Genomic DNA, 23,505 nt, shown 5'->3' with positions numbered 1-23,505 from the left:
CTCGTTGACCCGAGAAAACAGCATTATGGTTAATCAACCGTTAACAGACATTAAAAAAGCCGCGCTCCATTGAAGCGCGGCTCGTTTCCGATGTGCCCGCCGGAGACCGGCGGGCCAATGTTTCCAAGGGTTATTAGCCTCGGAACAGCGTGAGGATGGTCTGCGAAGAAGAGTTCGCGATCGACAGCGACTGGACGGCCAGCTGCTGCTGGGTCTGCAGGGCGCTGAGCTTGGAGGATTCTTCTTCCATGTTGGCATCAACGAGACGGCCGACACCGGAGTCGATCGAGTCGCTGAGAGCCGACACGAAGTTTTCCTGCAGTTCGATACGCTTGGAGATCGAGCCGAGAGCAGCGCCGGCGCTGGTCATGGACTTCAGAGCCGCTTCGACGTTGGTCAGAGCCGACTGGATCTGGCCCAGGGTGAAGTTAGTGATGTCCATCCCATAGACAGAACCGGTCGCACCATTCGAAGTACCGAGGATACCCGTGGAGGTTTCGACCGCGCCGCCGCTCATGCCGAACAGAACGTTGCCTGCCGAGCTGTCGTCGAGAACGTAGTCGGTCATCACGACCGATACGGCGTTGGAGCCGTCACGGACGAAGGAGGCAACGACGTTCTTGGTGCCGTCAGCACCGGCAACCCAGTTTTCACCGGAGAAGGAAGCCGACTGTGCGACGCTCAGGAGCTGCTGCTGCAGCTGGCTGATTTCTTCCTGGACCTTGGCCTTGTCGACGCCGTTTTCAGTGGCGGCAACCAGCTTGGCCTTGATGTCGCCGACGACGTCGATGGCGCTGTCCATGGCGGAGTAAGCGGTGTCGACCTTGGCGGCGCCAAGACCGAGCGCGTCGGAAACGGCCGAAAGTGCCTTGTTGTCCGAACGCATGGTCGTTGCGATCGACCAGTAAGCAGCATTGTCGGAAGCCTGGCCGACGCGATAGCCTGAGGAAACGTGAGCCTGGGTTGTCTGGAGACCCTGGTTGATGCCACGGAGAGTCTGGAGGGCTGCCATTGCAGCGTTATTGGTGTTGATGCTCGTCATAGTTTGTTTGCCCCTTGTTGGCAGATTTTAAAAAGGGACATTCCGGATTTTCGGCCGGCCCACAGCGATCAGCATCATGCCTGTTAACCATTCTCGTTAAGGTTAACTCGCCGTTTCGATGGGCCTAGAAAACAGCAAGATGGTTAAGGAAAGCTAAATTCAAAATGGAAATAGCGTAAAAATATCTGACACTTAGGAGAATTTTCATTAACCTTATGTTAAAACATTTCGCGGCCGGGGATGACCCGGCCGCGAAACTAGAAGGCCTTTGCCGACCGCTCTTAGCGGAAGAGCGACAGGATGTTCTGCGAAGAGGAATTCGCGATCGACAGCGACTGGATCGCCAGCTGCTGCTGGGTCTGCAGGGCGCTGAGCTTGGAAGATTCTTCTTCCATGTTGGCGTCGACGAGACGGCCGACACCGGAGTCGATCGAGTCGCTGAGAGCGGACACGAATTCGTCCTGGCTGTCGATCCGCTTGGAGAGCGAGCCGAGAGCAGCACCGGCGCTGGTCATGGACTTCAGAGCGGCTTCGACGTTGGTCAGGGCCGTCTGGATCTGGCCGGCGGTGAAGTTGGTGATGTCCATCGAGTAGACAGAACCGGTCGCACCATTCGACGTGCCGAGGATACCCGTGGAGGTTTCGACCGAGCCGTTGCTCATGCCGAACAGAACGTTGCCTGCGGAGCCGTCGTCGAGAACGTAGTCGGTCGTGGTGACCGAAACGGCGTTGGAGCCGTCACGGACGAAGGACGAAACGACGCTCTTGGTGCCGTCAGCGCCGGCAACCCAGTTTTCGCCGTTGAAGGAAGCCGACTGAGCGATGCTCTTCAACTGCTCCTGCAGCTGGCCGATTTCTTCCTGGACCTTGGCCTTGTCGACGCCGTTTTCAGTGGCGGCAACCAGCTTGGCCTTGATGTCGCCGACGACGTCGATGGCGCTGTCCATGGCGGTGTAAGCGGTGTCGACCTTGGCAGCACCCATGCCGAGAGCGTCGGAAACGGCGGAAAGTGCCTTGTTGTCCGAGCGCATGGTCGTTGCGATCGACCAATATGCCGCGTTGTCAGATGCCTTGCCGACACGATAGCCGGACGAAACGTGAGCCTGGGTTGACTGGAGACCCTGGTTGACGTCGCGCAGCGTCTGGAGAGCGGCCTGTGCGGAAGTGTTGGTGTTAATGCTTGTCATAAATCTGTCCCCTGGAAACTAGATACAAAAAGGAGGACATACCGGACTAAGTACCGGCGATGACGGACCAGCTTCATGCTACTCGGCGCCTTTTTTTGTTTGGCCCAAACCCGTCATGTCCAGGGCAATCTCGCAGCCAATGCTTGCCAACTTCTTAAAAATAGAGGCCCCGTGCAGGCTCCTTACATCGCATAGTTAATGCCGGCTGAATCAATTCCTTCGCATGCTAACATACGGGGAAAGAAACCGTTTTCTCTCATGAAAGGAAGCGTCTTCATGAGGCGCACCGGTTTCAAGCAAGCTTCACATGACAATGTGGCAGGCGCCGGGATAGCATCATCGGATCGACCCACCCGTTTTCGGGGAGGACGGCTCGTGCGTGTCGGCAATCGACAGCCATGCCAGAACATTTCCTTCACGGAGTTGGGTTTTGAACAGCAAAGTTTCGTTCTCTGCGGCATCCAGAGATTACCAGGCCGGCCGCTACACACAGTCCTTGGCGACGCTCAACCAGCTCATGGATATCCAGCAGGACGCCAAGACCTACGCGCTGCTGGCCAAGAACCTCGTGCAGCTCGGCTTCAAGGCCGATGCCGCGAAAGCCTATGGCCTGGCCGGCAACTGCGAAGGGCCGAATGCCTACGAATACCAGAAACAAGCTGCCAAGCTGCATTATGAGATCGGCAACGAGGATGATGCCCTGCTGATTGCCATGCGAAACCTCGCCAAGGCGCAGGATGACGCGGAACTCGCCTTCATCATCACCGCAATCTATCTGAAGCGGCAGCAGCGGGATATCATTCGCCCGTTCAAGACGGTGCTGTCACAGAGTGCCAATCCCGATCATATGCGCCTGGCTGCCCTGCTCCTGAGCGACGATCTGAACGACGCAACCAACCAGAGCCTCTCGCGCAACCTCTTCAAGCGGTTTCCCGGCAATCACGCATTCCGCTTCCTGCATCTGGTTTTCGCGCGCGAATTCAACGATTTCGAAGAGGCCAGCAAACATCAGGCGGTGATCGACGCGGCCCTGGCGGAGGGCGATATCGAGATCCTGCGCAAGGACAACCCGTTCTATCATCTGCACTGGTGCGGCAACGAGGATTTCAACCGGCATGCGACGATCGGCACCACCCCCCTCAACCCGGAACGGGTAGCCCTCCGCCGCAACCAGCCGCATACATGGTCGAACAAGATCCGGATCGGCTACATGTCGTCGGACTTCTGGGATCGCCATGCGACGATGAAGCTGTTGCAGCGCATCCTCGAACTGCACGACAAGGACCGGTTCGAGGTGACGCTGTTTTGCCATACGGGTCCGGAATACCTGAAGCACAATGTGACCGACCGCAGCCGCTGGGGCCGGATCGTCGACGTTCACGGCTTCTCCGACCAGGCGGTGCTGGCGGTCGTGCGCGAGCACAATATCGACATCATGGTCGACCTGAAGGGCCATACCTCTGGCAGCCGCGCGACAGTCTTCAACCTGCCGCTGGCACCGGTCCACGTCGGCTGGCTCGGTTTCCCCGGCAGCACGGTCAATATCGATCTCGACTATGTCATCGGCGACCATTCGGTATTGCCCGAGGTGGCCAAGCCCTTCTACCATGAGAAATTCTGCCGGCTGCCGGAAAGCTATCAGCCGAACGACCCGATGCACCGCCCGAAGCCGCGCCCGGTCACCCGCGAGCAGCTGGGTCTGCCGGAAGAGGCCTTCATCTTCGCCTCGTTCAACGGCAACCGCAAGATCACGCCGGAGACGATCGACAGCTGGTGCCGCATTCTCAAGCGGGCGCCGAACAGCGTGCTTTGGCTGATGGCGAACACGCCGCGCAACCAGGCGAACCTTTTGAAGCAGTTCCAGACGGCGGGCATTTCGCCTAAGCGCATCATTTTCTGCCCGCGCGCCCCCTACGAACAGCATATCGACCGCCAGCAGGCGGCCGATCTCGGCATCGACACCTTCCCGGTCAACGGCCACACGACCACCTCGGAGCAGCTCTGGGGCGGCCTGCCGGTGCTGACCGTCAAGGGCACCAACTTCGCCTCACGCGTCAGCGAGAGCCTGCTGCGGGCCATCGACCTGCCCGAGCTCGTTGCAACCGACCTGCAGGCCTACGAGGATCTCGCCGTCGAACTGGCGCAGAATCCCGGACGGATCGCCGAGTACAAGGCGCATCTGAAAGAGAAGCGCTATATTGCGCCGCTCTTCGACGCCGAACGTTTCTGCGACCATCTGGAGCAGGCTTACGAAATCATGGCCGAGCGCGCCAAACAGCGCCTCGAACCCGAGCACATGGACATTGCGGCGCTGCCGCCGCGCACGGCGCCGTTCGCCACCGAGTAAGCTTTCAATCATCAACGAGAAAACCCCGCCGGAACGATCCGGCGGGGTTTTCTCGTTGACGACGATAGGAGCGAATAAATGAACGGTGGCCGATCAGTTGAACGAGCGCACCAGACTGCCGACGAGCAGGTTCCAGCCGTCGATCAGCACGAAGAAGAGAATCTTGAACGGCAGCGAGATCGACGTCGGCGGCAGCATCATCATGCCCATCGCCATGGTGATGGTGGCGACGATGAGGTCGATGACGAGGAACGGCAGCACGACGAGGAAGCCGATCTCGAAGCCGCGGCGGATTTCGGAAATCATGAAGGCCGGGATCAGCACGCGATAGTCGATCGGACCTGATGTCTGGATATTCTGCCCGCGCTCGCGCGCCAGATCGACGAAAAGCGCCAGATCCTTGTCGCGGGTATTGGCCGCCATGAAGGTGCGGAAGGGTTCGGCGATGCGCTGGACAGCCTCGGTCTCGTTGATCTGATTGGCAAGCAGCGGCTGCACACCGTTCTGCCAGGCCTGATCGAAGGTCGGCGACATGACGTAGAAGGTCATGAACAGCGACAGCGACAGCAGGATCATGTTGGAGGGCGTCGAGGAGAGGCCCATGCCCGAGCGCAGGATCGAGAAGGCGATGACGAAGCGCGGGAAGCTCGTCACCATGATCAGGATGCCCGGCGCGACCGAAAGAACGGTCAGCAGGCCGAATGTGCGGATGATCCAGGCGGCGACGGAGCCATCGACCGGCACGTTCAACAAGTCAGTCGGCAGCTGCTGTGCCACCGCCAGTTCCGGTACCGCCATCATGGCGGCAAGGAAAACTATGAGACGAATCATTCGATGACAAATGTCCTGAACATGACCTTCGATACCCGCCCTTGCGAGCGAAGGTCAACACGTTCCTGTATGTCATCCTTGAGATATTGAAAGCCCCGCGGCCCCTCGATCTGCTGAAGGGAAACGGTCCTGATATAAGCGAGGATATCCTGGTGAATATCCTCGGAAACCTTGACATCCGGCGGCCCGTTGAACAGCAGCGCGACCTCGAGTCGAACCCAGTTTTCCGAGGGGTAAGCGAGGTTCGAGGTGATCGGCTCGAGCTGGACGACGTTGTTGGCCTCGGTCGAAATGTGGGCCAGGCCTTCCTCGGCCTTTTTCTTGGCCTCGGCGTCCTTGGCCTGCTCGGCCTCCTTGGCGCCCTTGATGTTGGGCGCGACGATCGTGCCGACCGCCCAGCCGCCGCCGGCGCCGAGCAGCGTCAGGACGGCGATGCCGATGATCGTCATCAGCGTGGCGGATTTCTTCTTCGGTTGACCTGCGCTTACGTCTGGCTCTGCCATCGTCGTTCAGCCTCAAAGCGGCGAGAAAAGATCGACGGCCTGCTGGCCGCGCGGAGGCTGCTGCACTTCCATCAGGCGACCGCGGCCACCGTAGGAGATGCGGGCTTCGGCGATCTTGTCGTAGGAGATCTGGTTGTCGGCATTGACGTCCTGCGGACGAACGATACCGGCGACGTTCAGGATGCGCAGCTCCTGGTTCAGCCGGACTTCCTGCGAGCCCGAGATGACGAGGTTGCCGTTTTCGAGAATGCCGGTGACAACGGCGGCGACCAGAAGGGTGATCTTGTCGGTGCGCTCGATCTTGCCCTTGCCGTCGGTGCTGGTGTCTGAGCCGTAAGTCAGGTCGGTCTTGGACTCAGGCGTCCAGCCGAAGATCTGGGCGTTGACGTCCCAGTTCATGCCGCTCGAATTCGTGCGGCTTCGATTGGTCTCGTTGTCGAAGGAGGCCTTGTCGTTGATCTGGATGTCGACCGTCAGGATGTCGCCGACGTTGAGCGCGCGCGCATCCTTGAAGAGCGCTGCCTGCGAATCGCTCCACAGCGAATAACCCTGCGCCACGGCGCGCGGCTGCTTCGGATAAAGCGCCATCTGCGGCGTCTGGCCATAGGCCAGGCCGCTGCCGATCGGGCTCATGGCGGGCGCGCGGCCGATCTCGCTGACTGCCGTCGGAGACTGGCAACCTGCAAGGAGTGCGAGGGCGGCGATCGCGGCCGAAAAACGCATATTCATGAAGGATCCTTCGACGTATTGGGATCGGACGCACTGGCGATGACGCTGGCGATGGCCGCGGCCTTCTTCGCGTCCATCTCGTTGAGGATGAGGCTCGACTGGCGCGGTCCGAGCCGCATGATCACGGCGGAGGCCACCTCGATATTCATATCCTGCAGCTGCTGTGCGGCCGCATCCGGCTTCATCTTCTTGTAGATGTCGGTCAAGCCGGCTTCCGCCTGCTTCAGGAAATCGTCGCGCCGTTTCAGCCAGTCCTGGTATTCGGCCTTGCGCTTGTCCATCTCGGCCATGCGGGCGTCGATGTCGGCGCGAAGCTTTTCCAGTTCCTGCTTCTGCAGCAGGTAACGCTGGTCGCGAGCGGGGTCGGCGATGTTGGTGCAGAACTGCTTGACCTCGTCCTGGGAAGTGATGTCGCCCGCCGGCGCATGCTCCTGCGCGAAGGCGCCCGGGATCGACAGAAGGACGAGGCCTGCTGCCGGCAGCGCCAGCCGACGCAGCAATTGCAGGACCGTCATGTCTTTGATGATCTTTATCATTGCAGCACAAGCTCCGCCTGCAGGGCGCCCGCCGATTTGATGCCCTGGAGAATGGCGATGATGCCATCCGGTTTCACGCCGATATTGTTGAGGCCGGCAACGAGGGTCCTGAGGTCGGGACCGTCGATGATGGCGACGCGCCCGCCGGTCTGCTCAGCCGCGATATCGGTCTGCGGCTGGACCGCGGTCCGGCCGCGCGAAAAGGGCTCGGGCTGGATGATCTGCGGCGTCTCGGTGACCTGCACCGTCAAGGTACCGTAGCTGACGGCAACCGGCGAGACGCGGACGTCGGAGCCGATGACGATCGTTCCGGTGCGCTCGTTGATGACGACCTTCGCCGGTGTATCGGTTTCGACGATGAGATTTTCGATGTCGGCCATCAGCCGGGTGAGATCGGCCTGGCGCGGCTTCTGGATCACCACTTCCTGCGAATCCTTGGCTTCCGCCACCGGGCCGCCGAAACGCGCCGAGGCATAACCGTTGACGATGTCGGCGATGCGGATCGCCGTCGAGAAATCGGGATTGCGCAGCTGCAGGACGAGATTGACCGAGTCCTTGAAGCGGGACGGCAGTTCGCGTTCGATAATGGCGCCGCCGGGCACGCGGCCGGCGGTGGTTACACCTTCGGTCACGGTCGCGGCCTGGCCCTGGGCCTGGAAGCCGGTGACGATCGCCGCGCCCTGCGCGACGGCGTAGATCTGGCCGTCGGCGCCGGAAAGCGAGGTCATGACGAGCGTGCCGCCGCGCAGCGACGTTGCGTCGCCGAGCGAGCTCACCGTCACGTCGATGCGGCTGCCGGGGCTTGCGAAGGGCGGCAGGTTGGCGGTGACCATGACGGCCGCCGTATTCTTGGCGTTGGACTGGCCGCCCTGCGTCGAGATGCCGAGGTTCTGCAGCATCGCCCGCATCGACTGCTCGGTAAACGGCGAGGCACGGAAACCGTCGCCGGTCCCCTGCAGGCCGACGATCAGACCATAGCCGATCAGCTGGTTGTCGCGGCCGGCCTGAAGCGAGGCGATATCCTTGATGCGGGAAGTCAGCGCGAAGGCGGGCGCGACGTCGGCCAGGCTCATGGCGAGAACCGCGACAAGGGTCAAAAACCGGAAGAACAATTTCATTTTGCCCTCACATGGACCGTGCCGTCCGCAAGCACCGTGCCGCTGACGATGACGCCGGAATCCATATTGCGCGCGCGGATCAGCTGCCCGGTGGCGCCGTCTTCGAGCGGCGAGCCGGCGGCTGAGATGGTCATCGCGCCGAGCGAGAAGACGAGGCGGATCGAGGAGCCGCGTGTCACCGTATAGGGCTCACGCAGGCCTGCAACCGAAATCGTGCGGCCCGGCAGCAATGTGCGCTTGGAGACCAGGCCTTCGACCTGGGAAATGGATTTGGCGAAATCGCCGGCGAGGTTGGGGTTGGTGACCTCGACCTCCTGAAGCTGGCTGGCCGACAATGTGTCGCCGGGGTAGATGATCGTCGTCGGGACGACGGCATAACCCATGCCGGCATCCACGTCCGCGGGCGCGAAAATGCCCGCGATTGCGATCGTGGCTGCCGCCACCCATCCTGAGATGTGTCCTGCCCGGCAAAACATCATGTTTCGGCCCTTCCCTTTACTTCAGGTTCTTGCTGACGATGGAGGCCATTTCATCAGCGGTGGTGATCACCTTGGAATTCATTTCGTAAGCGCGCTGGGCCGAGATCAGCTCGGTGATTTCCTTCACCGGGTCGACGTTCGACGATTCCAGATAACCCTGCTTCATGTAGGCGAAACCTTCCTCGTCGGGATTGCCGACGACGGCTTCGCCGGAGGCCGCCGTTTCCTGGAAGAGATTGTCGCCGAGCGGCTGGAGGCCCGCCTCGTTGACGAAGTCGGCAAGGGTCAGCTGGCCGAGCACGGTCGCATCGGCCGCACCCGGCAATTTGGCCGAAACCTGGCCGGAGCGGCTGATCGTCAGCTCGGTCGAGCCCGTCGGAATGGTGATGCCCGGCAGGACCTCGTAGCCGTCGATGGTAACGAGCTGGCCCTGGTCGTTCTTGTTGAAGGCGCCGGCGCGGGTGTAAAGCGTCGTCCCGTCGGTCGACTGGATCTGGAAGAAGCCTTTGCCGATCAGCGCCACGTCGAGATCGTTGCCGGTCTGGGTCAGTTCGCCCTGCAGATGCAGATTGCGGACCGCCGAGGTCTGGACGCCGAGGCCGATATTGGCGCCTTCGGGAACGACGGCCTGATTGGCGCGGTTGGCGACACCCTTGGCGCGTTCGGTCTGGTAGAGAAGATCGGAGAATTCGGCGCGCGCGCGCTTGAAACCGGTTGTATTGATGTTGGCGATATTATTCGCGATAACTTCCAGATTGGTCTGCTGGGCATCCATGCCCGTTGCTGCAATGGCGAGCGCTCTCATGTGTTCGTCCTCAAATCAGTTACATCTGCATCTTGGTGACTTCGAGAAAGGCCGAGACGACCTTGTCGCGGATGGCGATCGCCGTCTGCAGCGTCTGCTCGGCCTGGAGCATGGAATCGACGACTTCACGCGTCGTCGCCGTGCCCTTGATTCCGGCAAAGGACATGCTTTCCGCACCCTTCAGGCTGGTGACCGCGTCGGTTGCCATGTTGCCCATGACGGAGGCGAAGCTCATATTATTGGCAGCCGCACCAGCGGTGCCTGGCATGGTGGCGGCAGACGACGAGGCGGAATTTTCGGTGTCGACGGCGCCGAGCGCGCGCGTCATCGAAAGGTTGCTGACATTCTGGACGCTGCTGATCATTATTATTGGCTCTTCAGGAGATCGATCGTGGAGGAGATGAGATCGCGGGTCTGCTTGATGGTCTGCAGATTGGCGTCATAGGAGCGGTTGGCTTCGCGCATGTCGGCCATCTCGACCAGGATGTTGACGTTCGGCAGCTTGACGACGCCCTTCTGGTCCGCAGCCGGATTGCTCGGGTCGAATTCGGTGCTGAAGTCGCCTTCGTCGACGCCGACCTTCTTGACGTCGACCGTCTCGACGCCGGTGACGCGGTCCATCTGCTGGCCGAAGGTGATCGTCTTGCGGCGATAGGGGTCGGCACCGGGCGTGTCCCCGGTCGAGCGGGCGTTGGCGATGTTTTCCGAAACGATGCGCAGGCGCGTCGACTGCGCCTCGAGCCCGGAACCGGCGATTTTCATTGCTGCTGAAAGCGGATCCATGACTTTTACTTCCTGACGGTCATCAGCATCATGCGGTTGAAGGAACTGACCAGCGAGGTGTTCAGATCGTACTGGCGCTTGATATCGCCAGACTTGGAGAGCTCCTCGGCCAGACCGACCGTGTTGCCCGATTCCTGGATGCCGATTTCCTGGTCGAGTGCGGCGTCCTTGACGTCGATATCGCCGCTGGCGCTGAAATCATTGCCGCTGAGATGGGCCGGATTGGTGCGCGTCATGGTGATGTCTGATTTGTCGAGCACGGCGTCGAAAGGCGTGACGTCCTTGGCGCGGAACTTCGGGGTATTGGCATTCGCGATGTTGCCGGCAACAACCTGCTGACGGATCGTCAGCCATTCCGCCTGTCGCGAAGCCAAGTCGAAAAGTTGGATCGGTTGCATGAAACTCTCCGTTTTTACTGTCCCGAACCTAGTGCGGTAATCTTGCGTGGGACTTACGGGAATTCAGGTTTCAAGCCGCCTTTCGGGGAGCGCCGCGCGCGCAAAAAACGGGGCTCCTGCCGGTTTGCGGCGGAGCCCCTGTTGCCTTCTGATTTGGCCGACAGGTTCAGTTGTTCTGGTAGGTTTCACCCTTCGAGGTAACGATCATCCACTTGCCCTCGCGCTGTTCGATCGTCGCAAGGCGGCTCTGGTCCGGAAGGATCGAGCCGACGCGCACCACATACATGCCGGAGGTATCCTCGATCAGCGCCCGGCCGTTGGAAACGTGCAGCAGGCGGAAGGGCGACTTGCCGGGGAAGGGCTGATCTTCCAGGATGGGGCGGCCGTCGCGCTCCTTGCCGAGGTCGGAGACCGTCGCCGTCGTCAGCGGATCGATCGGCGGCGCTTTCTTGTCCGGCTCGTTCTTGTTGACCATGGCCAGCGGCGAGACGCTGAAGACGTTGCGGGCCGGCCAGTCCGGCAGTTCGCGCGAATTGTCGCTGGCGGCGACGTTGATGCCGAATTTGTCTTCGTTGAAGAACACGTACCAGGGGAAAAAGGCGGAGGCGCCGGCGAGCGCTAGGCCGGCAAAGGTCAGAAACCGATCCAGGCCGGCAGCCTTCCTGCGCTGCTTCGGGGCAGCGATGCGTTCGTCGTCGAATTCAGCCACGTCTATCTCCTCTGGATGGCTCCGCCCTGATTGCCGATACCGGCTGCAGCCTTGAGGGCGCCGGCGAGATCGGCAAAGGCATCGGGCGAGTCGCGATCGCCCGGCGACTGTTTCAGGACGTCGTAAATGATCGGCACCTGCTTGACCGCCATATCGAGATCGGGATCGGCGCCCTGGCGGTAACCGCCGATCAGGCGCAGGTCGCGCGTTTCCTCGAAGCGGTGGATCAGCACTTTCAGCCGCGACACCAGCTTTTCCTGGTCCGGCGTCCAGGCCTTGCGGGCCAGGCGCGAGATCGAGGCGAGCGGATCGATCGGCGGATACCGCCCTTCCTCGGCGAGGCTGCGCTGCAGGACGATATGGCCGTCGAGGATGCCGCGCGTCGAATCGGCGATCGGATCGTTGTGATTGTCGCCATCGACGAGGATCGAGATGATCGCCGTGATGGTGCCGGCGCCCTCGGGGCCGGGACCGGCGCGCTCCAACAGGCGCGGCAGCTCGGTGAAGACGGAAGCCGGATAGCCGCGGGCGATCGGCGGTTCGCCGGAGGCGGTCGCCACTTCGCGAATCGCATGGGCGAAACGCGTGACGCTGTCGACGATGAACAGGACGTTCTCGCCCTTGTCGCGGAAATGCTCGGCGATGGTGACCGCCGTCAGCGGCGCCATTTTGCGCAGCATCGGGCTCTCGTCGCTGGTGGCGACGACGGCGATCGCCTTCTTCATATTGCTGCCGAGCGTATCCTCGATGAATTCGCGCACCTCGCGGCCGCGTTCGCCGACAAGCGCTATGACGACCTTGTCGAAGGCATCGGCACGGGCGAGCATCGACAGAAGCGTCGACTTGCCGACGCCGGAGCCGGCGAAGATGCCGAGGCGCTGCCCAAGGCAGAGCGGCGAGAAGATGTCGATGGCGCGCACGCCGGTCTTGAAGCCGGCCTCGACGCGCTTGCGAGTCATCGAGGGCGGGGCGGTATTGGAAATCGAGCGGCGGTCGAGGCCCTCGGCGATCGGCCCCAGCCCGTCGATCGGTTCGCAGAGCGAGTTGAGAGTGCGCCCGCACCAGCTGTCCGACGGCGAGATCCGGAAAGCACCCTTGCGGATCACCGTATCGTGGATGCCGATCGGCTCGCCCGGCTCGATCGGGCAGACATAGATCAGATCAGGCTCGACGCGAACGACCTCGCCGAGATGGATGCCGGTCGCCGATTTATGGGCGACGAACTCGCCCAGGCGAACATGGCGGGAGAGACCGCGAACCGTGTAGTGGCCGGCGGCGATGGTCTGCACGCGACCGCCATGGGCAACCGAGAACTCCGGTGATGCGTATCGGTCGACGAGGCCCGCCAGATGCGCCAGCTTCGGGGAAAGGGCGTCGTCGGACAGTAGCGTCGTGCTCATGCTTCAATCCCACCTGAAAATGCGACGCATTTTCGGTCTTTGTTCTTATGCATGCCGTCCTCCCAAAACCGCTGCACACTTTTGGGCGACAGGCATTAGCGGCTGCCCCCAAGCGTCTGAACGGCTTCCTTGAAGGAATCTTCGCTGTCACGCATCAGCGACGAGACGCTTTCGAAGGCGCGGTTGACTTCGATCAGCTGGGTGATCTCGCGCATGGCGTTGACGTTGGAGTTTTCGAGATAACCCTGCTCGACACCGACATTGAAGCGGTCGACGACGGCCCGCGGCTGGTCGGTGGTCATGATGCCGCTGTTTTCGTAGCGCAGATAACCCTTGCTGATATCGGCCTCGAACAGGCCGAGCGAACCGACCTGGCGGTCGCCCTGATAGATGATGCCGTCGGTGCCGACGGCCGGCTCGCCGCCCTTGGAGTTGAGCTGGATCGGCGCCCCGCCGGCGTCGAGAACGGGGTATCCGCGGATCGAGACCAGTTCGCCTGTGTCCTTGAGCGTGAAGCGGCCGTCCCTCGTCAGCACGCGGCCGGCGGGCGTATCGAGCGAGAACCAGGCGTCGCCCTTGATGGCGAAATCGAGCATGTTGCCGGTGTGCTGCAGCTCGCCGTTCGACTCGTTCAGATAGTCGTTGCCCTGCGAAACGAAAGCGACCTTGGTGTTCAGCTTGTTCTTGGTCGCCGCCACCATCTCGTCGAACTTCACCTCGGTGGCGCGAAAACCGGTCGTGTTCACGTTCGCCATGTTGTCCGCAATAGTGTTCAGGCGCTTTTCGAGGGCCATCTGCGACGACAGAGAAACATAAAGACCGGATTGCATGTCGGTAGGCTCCAAGCATTGGCGATGAACGGAACGAAAAGCCGGGCGTCGTCTTAAGGGGTTCGGCCGGGATTTCGCTGAGGCGGCATCTCAGAAACGGGTACGGGTACCCATTCGTCTCCTTTAGATTGACGGCAGATGCTTGCGCGAAGCTGGCACGCGGAAATGCCTTGCGCGCGGCCCGTTCATCAGCCTCACGCAAGGCAGAAACCCTAACCCTCTTAGAGAAAAGTAACGTTCAGATTGGGCTGACGATGAATATCATTATCGGATTTATAGTGACTTGCGGCTGTGTCATCGGCAGCTTCATGGCAATGGGCGGCCACGTGGACGCGCTGTTCCAGCCCTTCGAATTCGTGATCATCGGCGGCGCCGGCCTCGGCAGCTTCATCATGGCGAACCCGATGAAGGTGGTGAAGGATTCCGGCAAGGCGCTCGGCGAAGCCTTCAAGCACGCCGTGCCGAAGGAACGCAATTATCTCGATACGCTCGGCGTGCTCTATTCCTTGATGCGCGACCTGCGCACCAAGTCGCGAAACGAAATCGAAGCCCATATCGACAATCCGGCAGAATCGACGATTTTCCAGTCGGCCCCGACGGTTCTGAAGAACAAGGAACTGACGGCGTTCATCTGCGACTACGTGCGCCTGATCATCATCGGCAATGCCCGCAGCCACGAGATCGAAGCGCTGATGGACGAAGAACTCAACACCATCATGCACGACAAGATGAAGCCCTACCACGCGATCCAGATCATGGGCGATTCCTTCCCGGCGATCGGTATCGTCGCGGCGGTTCTCGGCGTCATCAAGGCGATGGCCCACATCAACGATTCGCCCGAAGTGCTCGGCCATCTGATCGGCTCGGCGCTGGTCGGCACCTTCCTCGGCATTCTCCTGTCCTACTGCGTCTGCTCGCCGCTGGTCTCCCAGATCAAGATCGTCCGCAACAAGCAGCACCGCCTCTACGTCATCGTCAAGCAGACGCTGCTTGCCTACATGAACGGCTCGGTGCCGCAGGTCGCTCTCGAATACGGCCGCAAGACGATCTCGGCTTACGAGCGTCCGTCCATCGATGCGGTCGAACAGGAAATGATGAATCCAGGCGGCGAGAACAAGGCGGCTTAAATGACCACGAGCAATGCTTCGCAAGACAAACCGGCAATGGATCCTGCCCTTCTCGCCAAACTGACGGGCGGACTCGGCGACCGAGGCAGGGTCGCCAAGATCTGCAGCTCCTTCGGGGCAATCTACAGCGAATTCTTTCCAGACGTCATCAAGAGCGAGACCGGCCTCGACGTGACGGTCAATTATCTCGGCTGCGAGATCGGCTATAAGAACCATCTGATCGACGACCTGAACTCGAACGTCACGCTCGCCGACGTGACGCTGCGCAACTGGTCGCAGAACATCACGCTTGCCTGCGGCAACGGTTTCGTCATCACGCTGATGGAGCACCTGCTCGGCGCCACCGCCGATACGATCGAGGAGCCGGCCGACCGGCTGCTGTCGATCATCGAAATGGACCTGGCGGTGATGGTTTTCGACAAGATCGCCAAGGTGCTGCGCTCGGCCGTCAATGCGCCTGGCGGTTTCGAACCGAGCCTTTCGGTCCCGCACGCCCTTGAGATGCGCGCCCGGCCGCCGGAGGACCGCCCGGACGAATTCGCAGCCGCCATCAATATGTCGATTACCCTTGCCGGCATCGTTTCGGAATTTTCGTTGATGGTTCCGCAGACGGCGCTGCTCAAGACCAAGGTAACGCCACCGAAGCCGAAGCGCCAGTCCGGCGGCAGCTCGGCGGAATGGACCGAACAGCTCGGCGACCAGGTTCGCCGTTCGCATGTCACGCTCGAGGCCAAAATCAGGCTGCAGGACCTGACATTGCGCACCATCTCGAAGCTGATGGTCGGCGATGTCATCCCCTTCCGCGATCACGGCGACGTACGCGTCGAGGTGAGCGCCAACAGCAAGGAATTGTATGTGTGCGAGTTCGGGCGTTCAGGCGAAAACTACATGGTCCGCGTCAAGGACACGATGAACTCGGATGACGAACTCATCCGTCATTTAATGAATTAATCGGTTCTCTGGCTCTTGGGCTGCAAAGGCAGTTTGAGGCAAGTTTCAACTGGAATAGTGATTTCATGGCTACGAAGAAAACACAGCAGAACGACCTCTCCCTGGATATGCCGGGCAGCGAAGCGGATCTCGACCAGGCGATCGACGATCTGCGCGGCGTGCTGAAGCAGGACGCCGACGGCGACCTGCCGCAGTTTGGCGACGACCTGCAGAGCGGCGCCTTCGCAGCCGGAACCGATCTGGCGGCCTTCGGCGGCGAAATTTCGGACAGCCCGTTCGGCGGCGACGATTTCGGCGGCGATTTCGGTGCTGGCAATGCCGATTCGGCAGCCGGCATGGATTTCGGCAGCGGCGCTTCCTTCGAGGCGTCGCCGGCTCCGCTCGGCAGCGCTTTGAATTCCAATTTCGAACTGATCATGGACATTCCGATCGATGTCCAGATCATGCTCGGCACCAGCCGCATGCAGGTCTCCGGCCTGATGAACCTCAATGAAGGGGCGACGATCGCCCTCGACAAGAAAATCGGCGAGCCAGTCGAGATCATGGTGAACGGCCGCAGGATTGCCCGCGGTGAAATTACGGTGCTTGATAACGATGACACCCGATTCGGTGTGAAACTGATAGAAGTTTTGAGTACGAAAAAAGCCTGATCCCTGTGTGGGACGGAGAGGTTAGACCATGATGGACTTTGACGATTTCGGCGGCGCGCTAGCCGGGAAACCGTTGACCCAGGCTGAAAAGGCGGCGGCTGTTCTTCTCGCTATGGGAAAGGGCGTCGCCGGCCGGCTGTTGAAATATTTCACCCAGGCTGAACTGCAGACCATTATCGCATCCGCCCAGTCGCTGCGCGCCATTCCGCCGGACGAGCTCCTGATGCTCGTCGGCGAATTCGAAGACCTCTTCACCGAGGGCGCCGGACTGATGGACAATGCCAAGGCGATCGAAGCCATTCTGGAAGAGGGCCTGACGCCCGACGAGGTCGACAGCCTGCTCGGCCGCCGCACGGCGTTCCAGGCCTACGAAACTTCGATCTGGGATCGCCTCAGCGAGGCGGAGCCGACATTCGTCGCCCAGTTCCTGCTGCGCGAACATCCGCAGACCGTTGCCTATATTCTTTCGATGATGCCGTCCAATTTCGGCGCCAAGGTGCTGCTGCAGCTTCCCGACAACCGCCGCGCCGACATCATGAACAGAACCGTCAACATGAAGACCGTCAGCCCGAAGGCTGCGCAGATCATCGAGAACCAGGTGATGACGCTGCTTGCCGAGGTCGAGGCAGAGCGCAATGCGGCCGGCTCGACGAAGGTCGCCGATCTCATGAACGAGCTCGACAAGCCGCAGGTCGACACGCTGCTCACCTCGCTCGAATCGATCAGCCGCGAATCCGTCAACAAGGTCCGCCCGAAGATCTTCCTGTTCGAGGACCTCATGTACATGCCGCAGCGCAGCCGCGTCCTGCTGCTCAACGACATCTCGACGGATGTACTCACCGTCTCGCTGCGCGGTTCGCCGGCCGAAATCCGCGAATCGGTTCTCTCCGCCATCAGCCCGCGCCAGCGCCGCATGATCGAATCGGATCTGCAGAGCGGCATGGGCGGCGTCAATCCGCGCGAGATCGCCATTGCCCGGCGCGCCGTGGCGCAGGAAGCGATTCGCCTGGCCAACTCCGGCCAGATCGAGCTCAAGGAGAAGGAAGGCGACGCTTCGGCGGCCGCCTAAAGCGCGTCGCGCATCGAACTTCGTTCATGCGACCCGCTTTAGCTCCTCGTCTTATGCATGTCGTTATCCCGGAACCGCTGCACACTTCCGGGCGACATGCATTGAAACTCCGAGACTGTTGACAAATCCGGCGTGCGGCAAAGCGGCCGTTGATCGCCGTGTCGCAGGCGACTACCCTTCAAGTGACTGGCTGCGCTTTAAAGCGCGTCGCGGAGAACCTCGGTTCCGGCGACGCGCTTTAGCTCATTGTTTTGATGCTGCGGCCAATTTCATTGACGGAGGGCCGCGTCTTGGCAGACGATGACAAGGACAGCAAAACAGAAGCCCCGACCGCGAAAAAGCAATCCGACGCGGCTGAGAAAGGCAACGTGCCGTTTTCGCGCGAGCTGTCGATCTTCGCGACCATCCTTGCCACCTATATCTATCTGGTCTTCTTCCTCCCCGACGGCGTCGGGCGCATGACTGAAACGCTGCGCGACATCTTCGAGCAGCCCGACCAGTGGAAGATCGAAACGGGGCCGGATGTCCTTTCGCTGTTCGTCAGGCTCGGCTGGGCCACTGCGGCGCTGCTGGCCCCTGCCCTCATCCTGTTCATGGTGTTCGGCATCGCCTCCTCCGTCTTCCAGAACCTGCCGACGCCGGTGCTCGAACGCATCCGGCCGCAGGCCTCGCGCATCTCTCCCGCCAAAGGCTGGGAACGGCTGTTCAGCCTGCCGGGCCTCGTCGAGTTCGGCAAATCCCTGTTCAAAGTCGTCGTCGTCGGGGTCATCCTGTTTTTCGTGCTGAGGAGCGAATATTTCAGCTCGATCGACGCGATGTTTTCCGACCCCCAGACGATCCTGGTGCGGATCTCGACGGCGATGCGCAAGATCATCATCGTCGTGCTGATCGCCACCGCGATCGTGGCGATCGCCGATGTCTTCTGGACGCGCCATCACTGGTTCACCGAGCTGAAGATGACGCGGCACGAAATCAAGGAAGAAAACAAGCAGGCGCAGGGCGACCCCTTCGTCAAGGGCCGGCAGCGCTCGCTGATGCGCGACCGCGCGCGCCGGCGCATGATCGCCAACGTGCACCGGGCGACGCTCGTCATCGCCAACCCGACGCACTATGCGGTGGCGCTGCGCTACGCGCGCGAAGAAAACGACGCGCCGGTGGTGCTGGCCAAGGGCCAGGACCTGATTGCGCTCAAAATCAGGGAGATTGCCGAGAAAAACGGCATCCCGGTGTTCGAGGATCCGCCGCTTGCGCGCTCCATGTTTGCGCAAGTCTCGATCGATAGTGTCATACCGTCAGTCTTCTATAAGGCCGTTGCGGAGCTGATCCACCGGGTCTACGCCGCAGACGCCAAGAACAAACGGGTAAGATAAGCCGAATGAAAAAATGCCCCCACTCTACCCAGCGTGAAAAAATCCTCGCAGTTGCGATCAGCCCGGTCGCCACGGAACTGCGCCTTCTGGATGCTTCTGACCTTATTTCGCTGCTGCGCTTCGAGTATTACGGCAATCTTTCCGATCTCGTCGCTTCGGCGGCAGAGCTTTTCTTTCATCCGGGCACGGTGAATTTCGGCCTGGGCGGCAATTATACGCTGGAGTGGGGCGGCAAGCCCGAAGTCGTTCTCGATCTGGAAATCAAGCCGCGCGGCGTCACCGTCTATGCGCAGCTGACGCTGGCCGAAGATCACGCCGGCATCGAGATCAACCATATCGCGTTCCAGGATCCCTCGGCCGATCCCGATGAGAACACCCGCTTCCTCGAAAAGAGCCTTCGGGAATCGCGCTACAACGTCAATCAGGCGCCGCGGGCGCTGGCGGGTTGACACTCTCATCAGGACATAAGAGCTTTCATCCGGTCTTTCGAGAGCAGATCCATCCGCTTCAGCTGAGCTCAGCGGGGCTCAACTGAAATGGCCGAGTGGGCTCAGCTGAAATAGCAGAGCAGAGCTCAGCTGATATGGCTGAGTAGGCTCAGCTGATATAGCCGAGCCGGATCGCCTTGGCGATCGCCTGGATACGGTTGACGGAATCGAGCTTGATGGTCGCCGAGCCGAGATAGGCGTTCACGGTGTGCACGGAGAGGCCGAGCTTGTCGGCAATCTCTTCGCTGATGCGGCCGTCGCCGGCAAGCTGGAGACAGGCGATCTCGCGTTCGCTGAGCGCTTCGGCGGCCGCCGTGCGGCGTTCGTCGAGCGAGAGCAGATCCATCATGATATGACAGCAGCGACCGTGCAGCTCGACGATCGTATCGCTCGACGGATCGAGCTCATCGCCGGTGAAAACGATGAAACCGTTGCCGACTGCGCCGAGCCGCACCGGGAAGGCAAGGCCGGAAAAAGGCACGATACCGTCCTGCAGCCGCGTAATGAACGGCGCGAAGTCGGCAGGACCGGGTGCGGCACGGTCGTATCCGCCGGCCCATGAGAGCGGCAGCAACGACTTTTCGATGTGGTCGAGAAGGATATCGCCGTAGGCGTCGGTGAAGGCCTTGCCGAAACCGGCATTGGAAGACCCCCAATTCTCGAGCTCGCAGACAAGGCGCTGTTTTGCCGGAAGGCCTGCGCCGCTGACGCGGAAGATCGCGAAGCCTTGAGCATCGGCGAGCTTCTGCATCGCAATCAGCCGCGGAAAAAGATCGGACCGGCTGGAAATCCTGTTCACACGCACCATGCGCAGCTGATCGGCGCTGCTCATCGTTCTGGCTGATGGATGCGCCATGGATTCCCCCTATACGAGATTATTGCGGACGGCGAAGGCAATGGCCTCGGACCGGGTCTTTGTCGCCGTCTTGCGCATCACGCTGGTAATGTAATTGTTGATGGTATTGCGGGAGATGCCGAGGATCATCGCGATCTCGTCGCTGGTCTTGCCCTCGGCGATCCAGAACAGGCATTCCAGCTCGCGGTCGGTCAAATCGAAATCGCGATCGACCTTCGTCCCGCCGCAGCGCAGGAAACTCGCGACATAACCTGCAAGCAGGCCCACATCCCGCAGACGCTCCGGCGACAGGATGAACCCCTCGCCGAACAGGAACATCAGGGCCAGCCGCGACCGGCCGACATTGAAGGTGACAGAACAATACTGGCGGCTGGCGCCGTCCGGCACGTCGGCATTGTCAGGCATAAGAGCAAAATTCGGCTGGAACACCTGCATGCATTTTTCCAGCTCCGTCGAACGGGCATAGCCGCGAACCAGGTCATTGGCGATATCCCTCACCAGGTCGAAAGGCCAATCCGACGAAACAATGAAATCGAGACCGCTTTCCTGGATGAGATCGCAGCGCGCCAGAAGGTAGTGCGAAGCGCCGACATACTCCGTCAGTGCGCGCAGACCGGATTGCAACCTGCCAGTGTTGGCGACGCCGTGCAGGCGCTGGAGCAGTTGATCACGCGGCAACAAATCCGGCACTACCGCGCTCGCGAAATTCGCCATTTGCCTCTCGCCTTTGCTCGCCTGAATTACATCCATATCCATTGGCAATGTCCTGCGGCTGAGAAACGATCAAACTCGGTGCAACAGCAATTTTTCTGCAAGGGATTCAATTCAAGTCCCGCTCGAATCCCATTTCGAATCACCCAAGGGTAAGCCAGCCGATGCAAATCACCATCTCCGACTTCTAGGGATTTACTTACGCTGCCGCCCATGCACTGATTCGACGATCATTTCCAGCCCTCAAGCTATTGGGAAGGCTACGGTGATTCTGGCTGCATCGCAACTTCATTCGCGTTTTACGCGAGTCCGGGAGCCGACATCTATCCTGTTGGAGGAAATGACGCGGGGCACCAATATGAAAAAGGCCGGTTGCCCGACCTTTTGTCTTACGCTGCCTCGTCGATCGCCCATTTCCGGAGGATTTTCGCGGCGCGTTCCTCGTTGATCTCGACCATGCGGGAGAGCTTGCGTTCCGGGCCTTCCTTGACGCGGCGGTTGAAGTTCCCGTCGTCGTCGCCGAGGCTGAGCAGATCCTCGGTGCTGTCGAAGCCGAAGTCGGATCCGAAGCCGTCCATGAGGGCACCTCCGGGGACGCCGGCTGCCGGCGCAAAGTCCGGTAGCTCGAGGCCGGCCGCCTCCGGCGTGGCGTCGCCGAGAACCGACGAACTGCCATTGCCGCTGACGCTGCGCACCAGAGGCCGCAGGCCCATCCAGACCACCACGAAGGCGACGGCGACGAAGGCGAGCGAGTTGATGATGCCGGCAAGGTTGCGGCTCAGCATGTCCATGACGCGGACACCGCCGGTGGCGTCTTCGAGCAGTTGGTTCTCGAGGAAGTCCATGGCCGTGACGGTGACGACGTCGCCGCGCTTGGCGTCGATGCCGGCCGCCGAAGCGACGATCGTCTTCATTTCGGCAAGATAGGCATCGATCTTGGCCTGATCGGCAGGCTCGCCGACCATCTTGGCGATGCGGCCCTTGTTGACCACCACGGCGATCGAAAGCTTCTCGACCTTGTAGCTGTTGCGGGTCGTCGCCGTCGTCCGGCTGTTGATTTCGTAGTTGGTCTGCTCTTCGCGCTTGTCGGACTTGTCCTGCGATTCAGGCCCCGCCGAACCACCGGCCTCGGGGGCCGCCTGCGGAATGTTCTGCTCGACCGTCGTCGCGCTGTCGGACTGCTTCTGCTGCGACTGCTGGGCTTCCTTGGTCGAGCGGACCGAGCGTTCGACCTTAGATTCGGGATCGTAGGTCGTTTCCTGGATCTGCTGGGCGTCGGTATTGAGGTCGGCGGTGACGCTGGAGCGAAAGTTGTCCATGCCGAGGAAGGGTGCGAGCGCCTTGTCGACGTTGGATTCGACTTCCTGCTGGACATTCTGGACGATGTTGAGCGAGCGGTTCAGCGAGCTGTTGCTGGCTTCGTCGCCGGAGGCGAGCAGCTGACCGGCGGAATCGAGGATCGTCACGTCATCGACGTCAAGCCCCGGCACGGCCGAGGCGACGAGATGGCGGATCGAAGTCGCAGCACTTCGTCCGGTGGCCGCACTCGCGCGAATCATGACGGAAGCGGTCGGCTTCTGCTCCTGCTTGCGGAAGTTTCCGACCTCCGGCATGACGATATGTACGCGCGCGGCCGTGATACCCGAGATCGACTGGATGGTGCGGGCGATTTCGCCTTCCAGCGCGCGAACCCGCGTCACTTCCTGCATGAAGGAGGTCAGGCCGAGCGAGCCGACATTGTCGAAGAGTTCGTAACCGGCATTGGCGCTGTTCGGCAGGCCGCGCTCGGCAAGCATCAGGCGGGCCTTGCCCGTCATCCCCGCGGGGACACTGATGCTGGAACCGTCCGTGCCGACCTGAAAATTGATGTTGGCTTCGGCGAGCGCCATGCTGATCTGGTTGAGATCGGGCGAATCCAGGCCGACGTAGAGCGTTTCCTGTGCCGGTTTGTTGACGAAAAGGGCGGCCGCAAGGACGATTGCGATGGAGACGGCACCAACGCCTCCGAGAATCATCAGGCGTGTTCGGCCAAGCGAGCCGAAGTTCTTAAAGATCTGAACTAATTGATTTAACAGATTCATTCTGTTCTCGCACGATTCGTCAAAGACAAAGCAGGCTTATTGCCTCATCTGACGAATAATCGGCGAAACTTGCGCGAGCGTTTCGTAAAGGGGGCGCCGCCCCTGGAGGGTCAGAAGAAATCGAAGTCGCCGGCTGCCTTGCTCAGGGGCTGGGAATGGCCGTGGCGTGTGGCGCCGCCCAGCGCCTTCTGCATTTCCGCCAGCTTGACGAGGCTGAGCGCGGTCGCGACGTCGACTGCCCAGCCGTGCGGGATTTCGCCGGTGATGGTGTCGATGAACTCGGCGAGGCCGCGCGATTTCTGCACGGCGAGATCAATGCCCTGCATGACCTTCATGGCATCCGGCGAATTGAGGATTTCAGCGCCGCCGAGATCGAGAAGCTGCGGCTCGATGCGCTCGATGAGATAGGCGACATCGTGCAGTTCCGAAACGATGCGCATCAGGATGTCGCTCAACGCTTCAACAGGCGCAGGCGGCTCCATCACCGGGTTAAATGTCATATGAA

General features: G+C 60.9%; 26 protein-coding genes. 7 read left to right on the top strand and 19 right to left on the bottom strand.

Going from position 1 to position 23,505, the window contains the following annotated elements:
- Window positions 1-133 precede the first annotated feature (133 nt).
- Both AMK05_RS03560 and AMK05_RS03555 read right to left on the bottom strand, forming a co-directional pair.
- Entirely contained in the window at window positions 134-1,042 is a 909-nt protein-coding gene (locus AMK05_RS03560; protein WP_064836576.1) for a flagellin N-terminal helical domain-containing protein, read from the bottom strand.
- A 281-nt stretch (window positions 1,043-1,323) separates the two neighbouring features.
- Window positions 1,324-2,229, bottom strand: a complete 906-nt coding sequence (locus AMK05_RS03555) for a flagellin N-terminal helical domain-containing protein (protein ID WP_064836574.1) — start codon at window positions 2,227-2,229, stop codon at window positions 1,324-1,326.
- A 430-nt stretch (window positions 2,230-2,659) separates the two neighbouring features.
- Here AMK05_RS03555 and AMK05_RS03550 point away from each other — a divergent pair, with 430 nt between their 5' ends.
- Window positions 2,660-4,576, top strand: a complete 1,917-nt coding sequence (locus tag AMK05_RS03550) for an O-linked N-acetylglucosamine transferase, SPINDLY family protein (protein WP_064836572.1) — start codon at window positions 2,660-2,662, stop codon at window positions 4,574-4,576.
- 93 nt (window positions 4,577-4,669) lie between these two features.
- Here AMK05_RS03550 and fliP read toward each other — a convergent pair whose 3' ends face one another.
- The 13 genes from fliP to flgF form a co-directional block, all read right to left on the bottom strand.
- Window positions 4,670-5,407: a flagellar type III secretion system pore protein FliP gene (gene fliP / locus AMK05_RS03545; RefSeq protein ID WP_064836570.1), complete on the bottom strand. Its 738-nt coding sequence runs from the start codon at window positions 5,405-5,407 to the stop codon at window positions 4,670-4,672.
- On the bottom strand, window positions 5,404-5,910 hold the full coding sequence (locus AMK05_RS03540) for a flagellar basal body-associated FliL family protein (RefSeq protein WP_064836568.1): 507 nt from the start codon (window positions 5,908-5,910) through the stop codon (window positions 5,404-5,406). Before AMK05_RS03540 ends, fliP begins: the two co-directional genes overlap by 4 nt.
- A 12-nt stretch (window positions 5,911-5,922) precedes the next feature.
- Complete coding sequence (gene flgH, locus AMK05_RS03535; protein WP_064836566.1) at window positions 5,923-6,639, bottom strand: flagellar basal body L-ring protein FlgH; 717 nt, start codon at window positions 6,637-6,639, stop codon at window positions 5,923-5,925.
- A complete protein-coding gene (locus AMK05_RS03530) occupies window positions 6,636-7,175 on the bottom strand; it encodes a MotE family protein (RefSeq protein WP_064836564.1) in 540 nt (179 codons plus the stop codon). The genes flgH and AMK05_RS03530 overlap by 4 nt, the downstream gene beginning before the upstream one ends.
- A complete protein-coding gene (locus AMK05_RS03525) occupies window positions 7,172-8,293 on the bottom strand; it encodes a flagellar basal body P-ring protein FlgI (RefSeq protein WP_064836562.1) in 1,122 nt (373 codons plus the stop codon). Before AMK05_RS03525 ends, AMK05_RS03530 begins: the two co-directional genes overlap by 4 nt.
- Complete coding sequence (flgA, locus tag AMK05_RS03520) at window positions 8,290-8,772, bottom strand: flagellar basal body P-ring formation chaperone FlgA (RefSeq protein ID WP_064836560.1); 483 nt, start codon at window positions 8,770-8,772, stop codon at window positions 8,290-8,292. Before flgA ends, AMK05_RS03525 begins: the two co-directional genes overlap by 4 nt.
- Before the next feature lie 16 nt (window positions 8,773-8,788).
- On the bottom strand, window positions 8,789-9,577 hold the full coding sequence (flgG, locus tag AMK05_RS03515) for a flagellar basal-body rod protein FlgG (protein ID WP_012556600.1): 789 nt from the start codon (window positions 9,575-9,577) through the stop codon (window positions 8,789-8,791).
- A gap of 19 nt (window positions 9,578-9,596) precedes the next feature.
- Complete coding sequence (locus tag AMK05_RS03510) at window positions 9,597-9,941, bottom strand: flagellar hook-basal body complex protein FliE (RefSeq protein WP_064836558.1); 345 nt, start codon at window positions 9,939-9,941, stop codon at window positions 9,597-9,599.
- 2 nt (window positions 9,942-9,943) lie between these two features.
- The gene (gene flgC / locus AMK05_RS03505) at window positions 9,944-10,360 is read right to left on the bottom strand and encodes a flagellar basal body rod protein FlgC (RefSeq protein WP_064836556.1); all 417 of its coding nucleotides are present in this window, start codon (window positions 10,358-10,360) and stop codon (window positions 9,944-9,946) included.
- A 5-nt stretch (window positions 10,361-10,365) separates the two neighbouring features.
- A complete protein-coding gene (gene flgB, locus AMK05_RS03500; RefSeq protein ID WP_064836554.1) occupies window positions 10,366-10,758 on the bottom strand; it encodes a flagellar basal body rod protein FlgB in 393 nt (130 codons plus the stop codon).
- Between the two features lie 166 nt (window positions 10,759-10,924).
- A complete protein-coding gene (locus AMK05_RS03495) occupies window positions 10,925-11,467 on the bottom strand; it encodes a hypothetical protein (protein ID WP_064836552.1) in 543 nt (180 codons plus the stop codon).
- Window positions 11,468-11,469: 2 nt separating this feature from the next.
- The gene (fliI, locus tag AMK05_RS03490) at window positions 11,470-12,867 is read right to left on the bottom strand and encodes a flagellar protein export ATPase FliI (RefSeq protein ID WP_064836550.1); all 1,398 of its coding nucleotides are present in this window, start codon (window positions 12,865-12,867) and stop codon (window positions 11,470-11,472) included.
- Window positions 12,868-12,962: 95 nt separating this feature from the next.
- Window positions 12,963-13,697, bottom strand: a complete 735-nt coding sequence (flgF, locus tag AMK05_RS03485; protein ID WP_003588556.1) for a flagellar basal-body rod protein FlgF — start codon at window positions 13,695-13,697, stop codon at window positions 12,963-12,965.
- A 254-nt stretch (window positions 13,698-13,951) separates the two neighbouring features.
- On the opposite strand from flgF, the gene motA reads away from it, so the two are divergent.
- From motA to AMK05_RS03455, 6 genes are all read left to right on the top strand, one after another.
- On the top strand, window positions 13,952-14,824 hold the full coding sequence (motA, locus tag AMK05_RS03480) for a flagellar motor stator protein MotA (protein ID WP_012556597.1): 873 nt from the start codon (window positions 13,952-13,954) through the stop codon (window positions 14,822-14,824).
- Complete coding sequence (locus AMK05_RS03475) at window positions 14,825-15,775, top strand: FliM/FliN family flagellar motor switch protein (protein ID WP_064836547.1); 951 nt, start codon at window positions 14,825-14,827, stop codon at window positions 15,773-15,775.
- A gap of 65 nt (window positions 15,776-15,840) precedes the next feature.
- Window positions 15,841-16,425, top strand: coding sequence for a flagellar motor switch protein FliN (gene fliN / locus AMK05_RS03470; protein ID WP_064836545.1), 585 nt, complete (start codon window positions 15,841-15,843; stop codon window positions 16,423-16,425).
- A gap of 28 nt (window positions 16,426-16,453) precedes the next feature.
- Window positions 16,454-17,494, top strand: a complete 1,041-nt coding sequence (gene fliG / locus AMK05_RS03465) for a flagellar motor switch protein FliG (RefSeq protein ID WP_064836543.1) — start codon at window positions 16,454-16,456, stop codon at window positions 17,492-17,494.
- A 290-nt stretch (window positions 17,495-17,784) separates the two neighbouring features.
- On the top strand, window positions 17,785-18,864 hold the full coding sequence (gene flhB, locus AMK05_RS03460; protein WP_064841259.1) for a flagellar biosynthesis protein FlhB: 1,080 nt from the start codon (window positions 17,785-17,787) through the stop codon (window positions 18,862-18,864).
- Window positions 18,865-18,869: 5 nt separating this feature from the next.
- Window positions 18,870-19,313, top strand: coding sequence for a hypothetical protein (locus AMK05_RS03455; protein WP_064836541.1), 444 nt, complete (start codon window positions 18,870-18,872; stop codon window positions 19,311-19,313).
- 148 nt (window positions 19,314-19,461) lie between these two features.
- Here the strand turns inward: AMK05_RS03455 and visR are convergent, their stop codons facing one another.
- The 4 genes from visR to cheT form a co-directional block, all read right to left on the bottom strand.
- Window positions 19,462-20,208, bottom strand: a complete 747-nt coding sequence (visR, locus tag AMK05_RS03450; protein WP_064836539.1) for a transcriptional regulator VisR — start codon at window positions 20,206-20,208, stop codon at window positions 19,462-19,464.
- Between the two features lie 9 nt (window positions 20,209-20,217).
- Window positions 20,218-20,964, bottom strand: a complete 747-nt coding sequence (gene visN, locus AMK05_RS03445; protein ID WP_064836537.1) for a transcriptional regulator VisN — start codon at window positions 20,962-20,964, stop codon at window positions 20,218-20,220.
- 344 nt (window positions 20,965-21,308) lie between these two features.
- A complete protein-coding gene (gene fliF, locus AMK05_RS03440) occupies window positions 21,309-23,000 on the bottom strand; it encodes a flagellar basal-body MS-ring/collar protein FliF (RefSeq protein WP_064836535.1) in 1,692 nt (563 codons plus the stop codon).
- Window positions 23,001-23,110: 110 nt separating this feature from the next.
- Window positions 23,111-23,500: a chemotaxis protein CheT gene (cheT, locus tag AMK05_RS03435; RefSeq protein ID WP_003584234.1), complete on the bottom strand. Its 390-nt coding sequence runs from the start codon at window positions 23,498-23,500 to the stop codon at window positions 23,111-23,113.
- Window positions 23,501-23,505 lie beyond the last annotated feature (5 nt).

It is taken from the genome of Rhizobium sp. N324 (assembly GCF_001664485.1).
In the GTDB taxonomy this organism is placed as follows: domain Bacteria; phylum Pseudomonadota; class Alphaproteobacteria; order Rhizobiales; family Rhizobiaceae; genus Rhizobium.
The sequence above is the reverse complement of the archived record's forward strand: the minus strand, read 5'-3'. Positions and strand labels throughout refer to the sequence as shown.

Coding starts and splice junctions, on each gene's coding strand:
- AMK05_RS03560 (WP_064836576.1), bottom strand. CDS start 1,042: ATGACGAGCATCAACACCAATAACGCTGCAATGGCAGCCCTCCAGACT.
- motA (WP_012556597.1), top strand. CDS start 13,952: ATGAATATCATTATCGGATTTATAGTGACTTGCGGCTGTGTCATCGGC.
- visN (WP_064836537.1), bottom strand. CDS start 20,964: ATGGATATGGATGTAATTCAGGCGAGCAAAGGCGAGAGGCAAATGGCG.
- AMK05_RS03530 (WP_064836564.1), bottom strand. CDS start 7,175: ATGATAAAGATCATCAAAGACATGACGGTCCTGCAATTGCTGCGTCGG.
- fliF (WP_064836535.1), bottom strand. CDS start 23,000: ATGAATCTGTTAAATCAATTAGTTCAGATCTTTAAGAACTTCGGCTCG.
- flgG (WP_012556600.1), bottom strand. CDS start 9,577: ATGAGAGCGCTCGCCATTGCAGCAACGGGCATGGATGCCCAGCAGACC.
- AMK05_RS03555 (WP_064836574.1), bottom strand. CDS start 2,229: ATGACAAGCATTAACACCAACACTTCCGCACAGGCCGCTCTCCAGACG.
- AMK05_RS03540 (WP_064836568.1), bottom strand. CDS start 5,910: ATGGCAGAGCCAGACGTAAGCGCAGGTCAACCGAAGAAGAAATCCGCC.
- visR (WP_064836539.1), bottom strand. CDS start 20,208: ATGGCGCATCCATCAGCCAGAACGATGAGCAGCGCCGATCAGCTGCGC.
- flgB (WP_064836554.1), bottom strand. CDS start 10,758: ATGCAACCGATCCAACTTTTCGACTTGGCTTCGCGACAGGCGGAATGG.
- fliN (WP_064836545.1), top strand. CDS start 15,841: ATGGCTACGAAGAAAACACAGCAGAACGACCTCTCCCTGGATATGCCG.
- flgH (WP_064836566.1), bottom strand. CDS start 6,639: ATGAATATGCGTTTTTCGGCCGCGATCGCCGCCCTCGCACTCCTTGCA.
- AMK05_RS03475 (WP_064836547.1), top strand. CDS start 14,825: ATGACCACGAGCAATGCTTCGCAAGACAAACCGGCAATGGATCCTGCC.
- AMK05_RS03510 (WP_064836558.1), bottom strand. CDS start 9,941: ATGATCAGCAGCGTCCAGAATGTCAGCAACCTTTCGATGACGCGCGCG.
- flgC (WP_064836556.1), bottom strand. CDS start 10,360: ATGGATCCGCTTTCAGCAGCAATGAAAATCGCCGGTTCCGGGCTCGAG.
- flgF (WP_003588556.1), bottom strand. CDS start 13,697: ATGCAATCCGGTCTTTATGTTTCTCTGTCGTCGCAGATGGCCCTCGAA.
- fliG (WP_064836543.1), top strand. CDS start 16,454: ATGATGGACTTTGACGATTTCGGCGGCGCGCTAGCCGGGAAACCGTTG.
- fliI (WP_064836550.1), bottom strand. CDS start 12,867: ATGAGCACGACGCTACTGTCCGACGACGCCCTTTCCCCGAAGCTGGCG.
- AMK05_RS03455 (WP_064836541.1), top strand. CDS start 18,870: ATGAAAAAATGCCCCCACTCTACCCAGCGTGAAAAAATCCTCGCAGTT.
- cheT (WP_003584234.1), bottom strand. CDS start 23,500: ATGACATTTAACCCGGTGATGGAGCCGCCTGCGCCTGTTGAAGCGTTG.
- AMK05_RS03525 (WP_064836562.1), bottom strand. CDS start 8,293: ATGAAATTGTTCTTCCGGTTTTTGACCCTTGTCGCGGTTCTCGCCATG.
- fliP (WP_064836570.1), bottom strand. CDS start 5,407: ATGATTCGTCTCATAGTTTTCCTTGCCGCCATGATGGCGGTACCGGAA.
- flgA (WP_064836560.1), bottom strand. CDS start 8,772: ATGATGTTTTGCCGGGCAGGACACATCTCAGGATGGGTGGCGGCAGCC.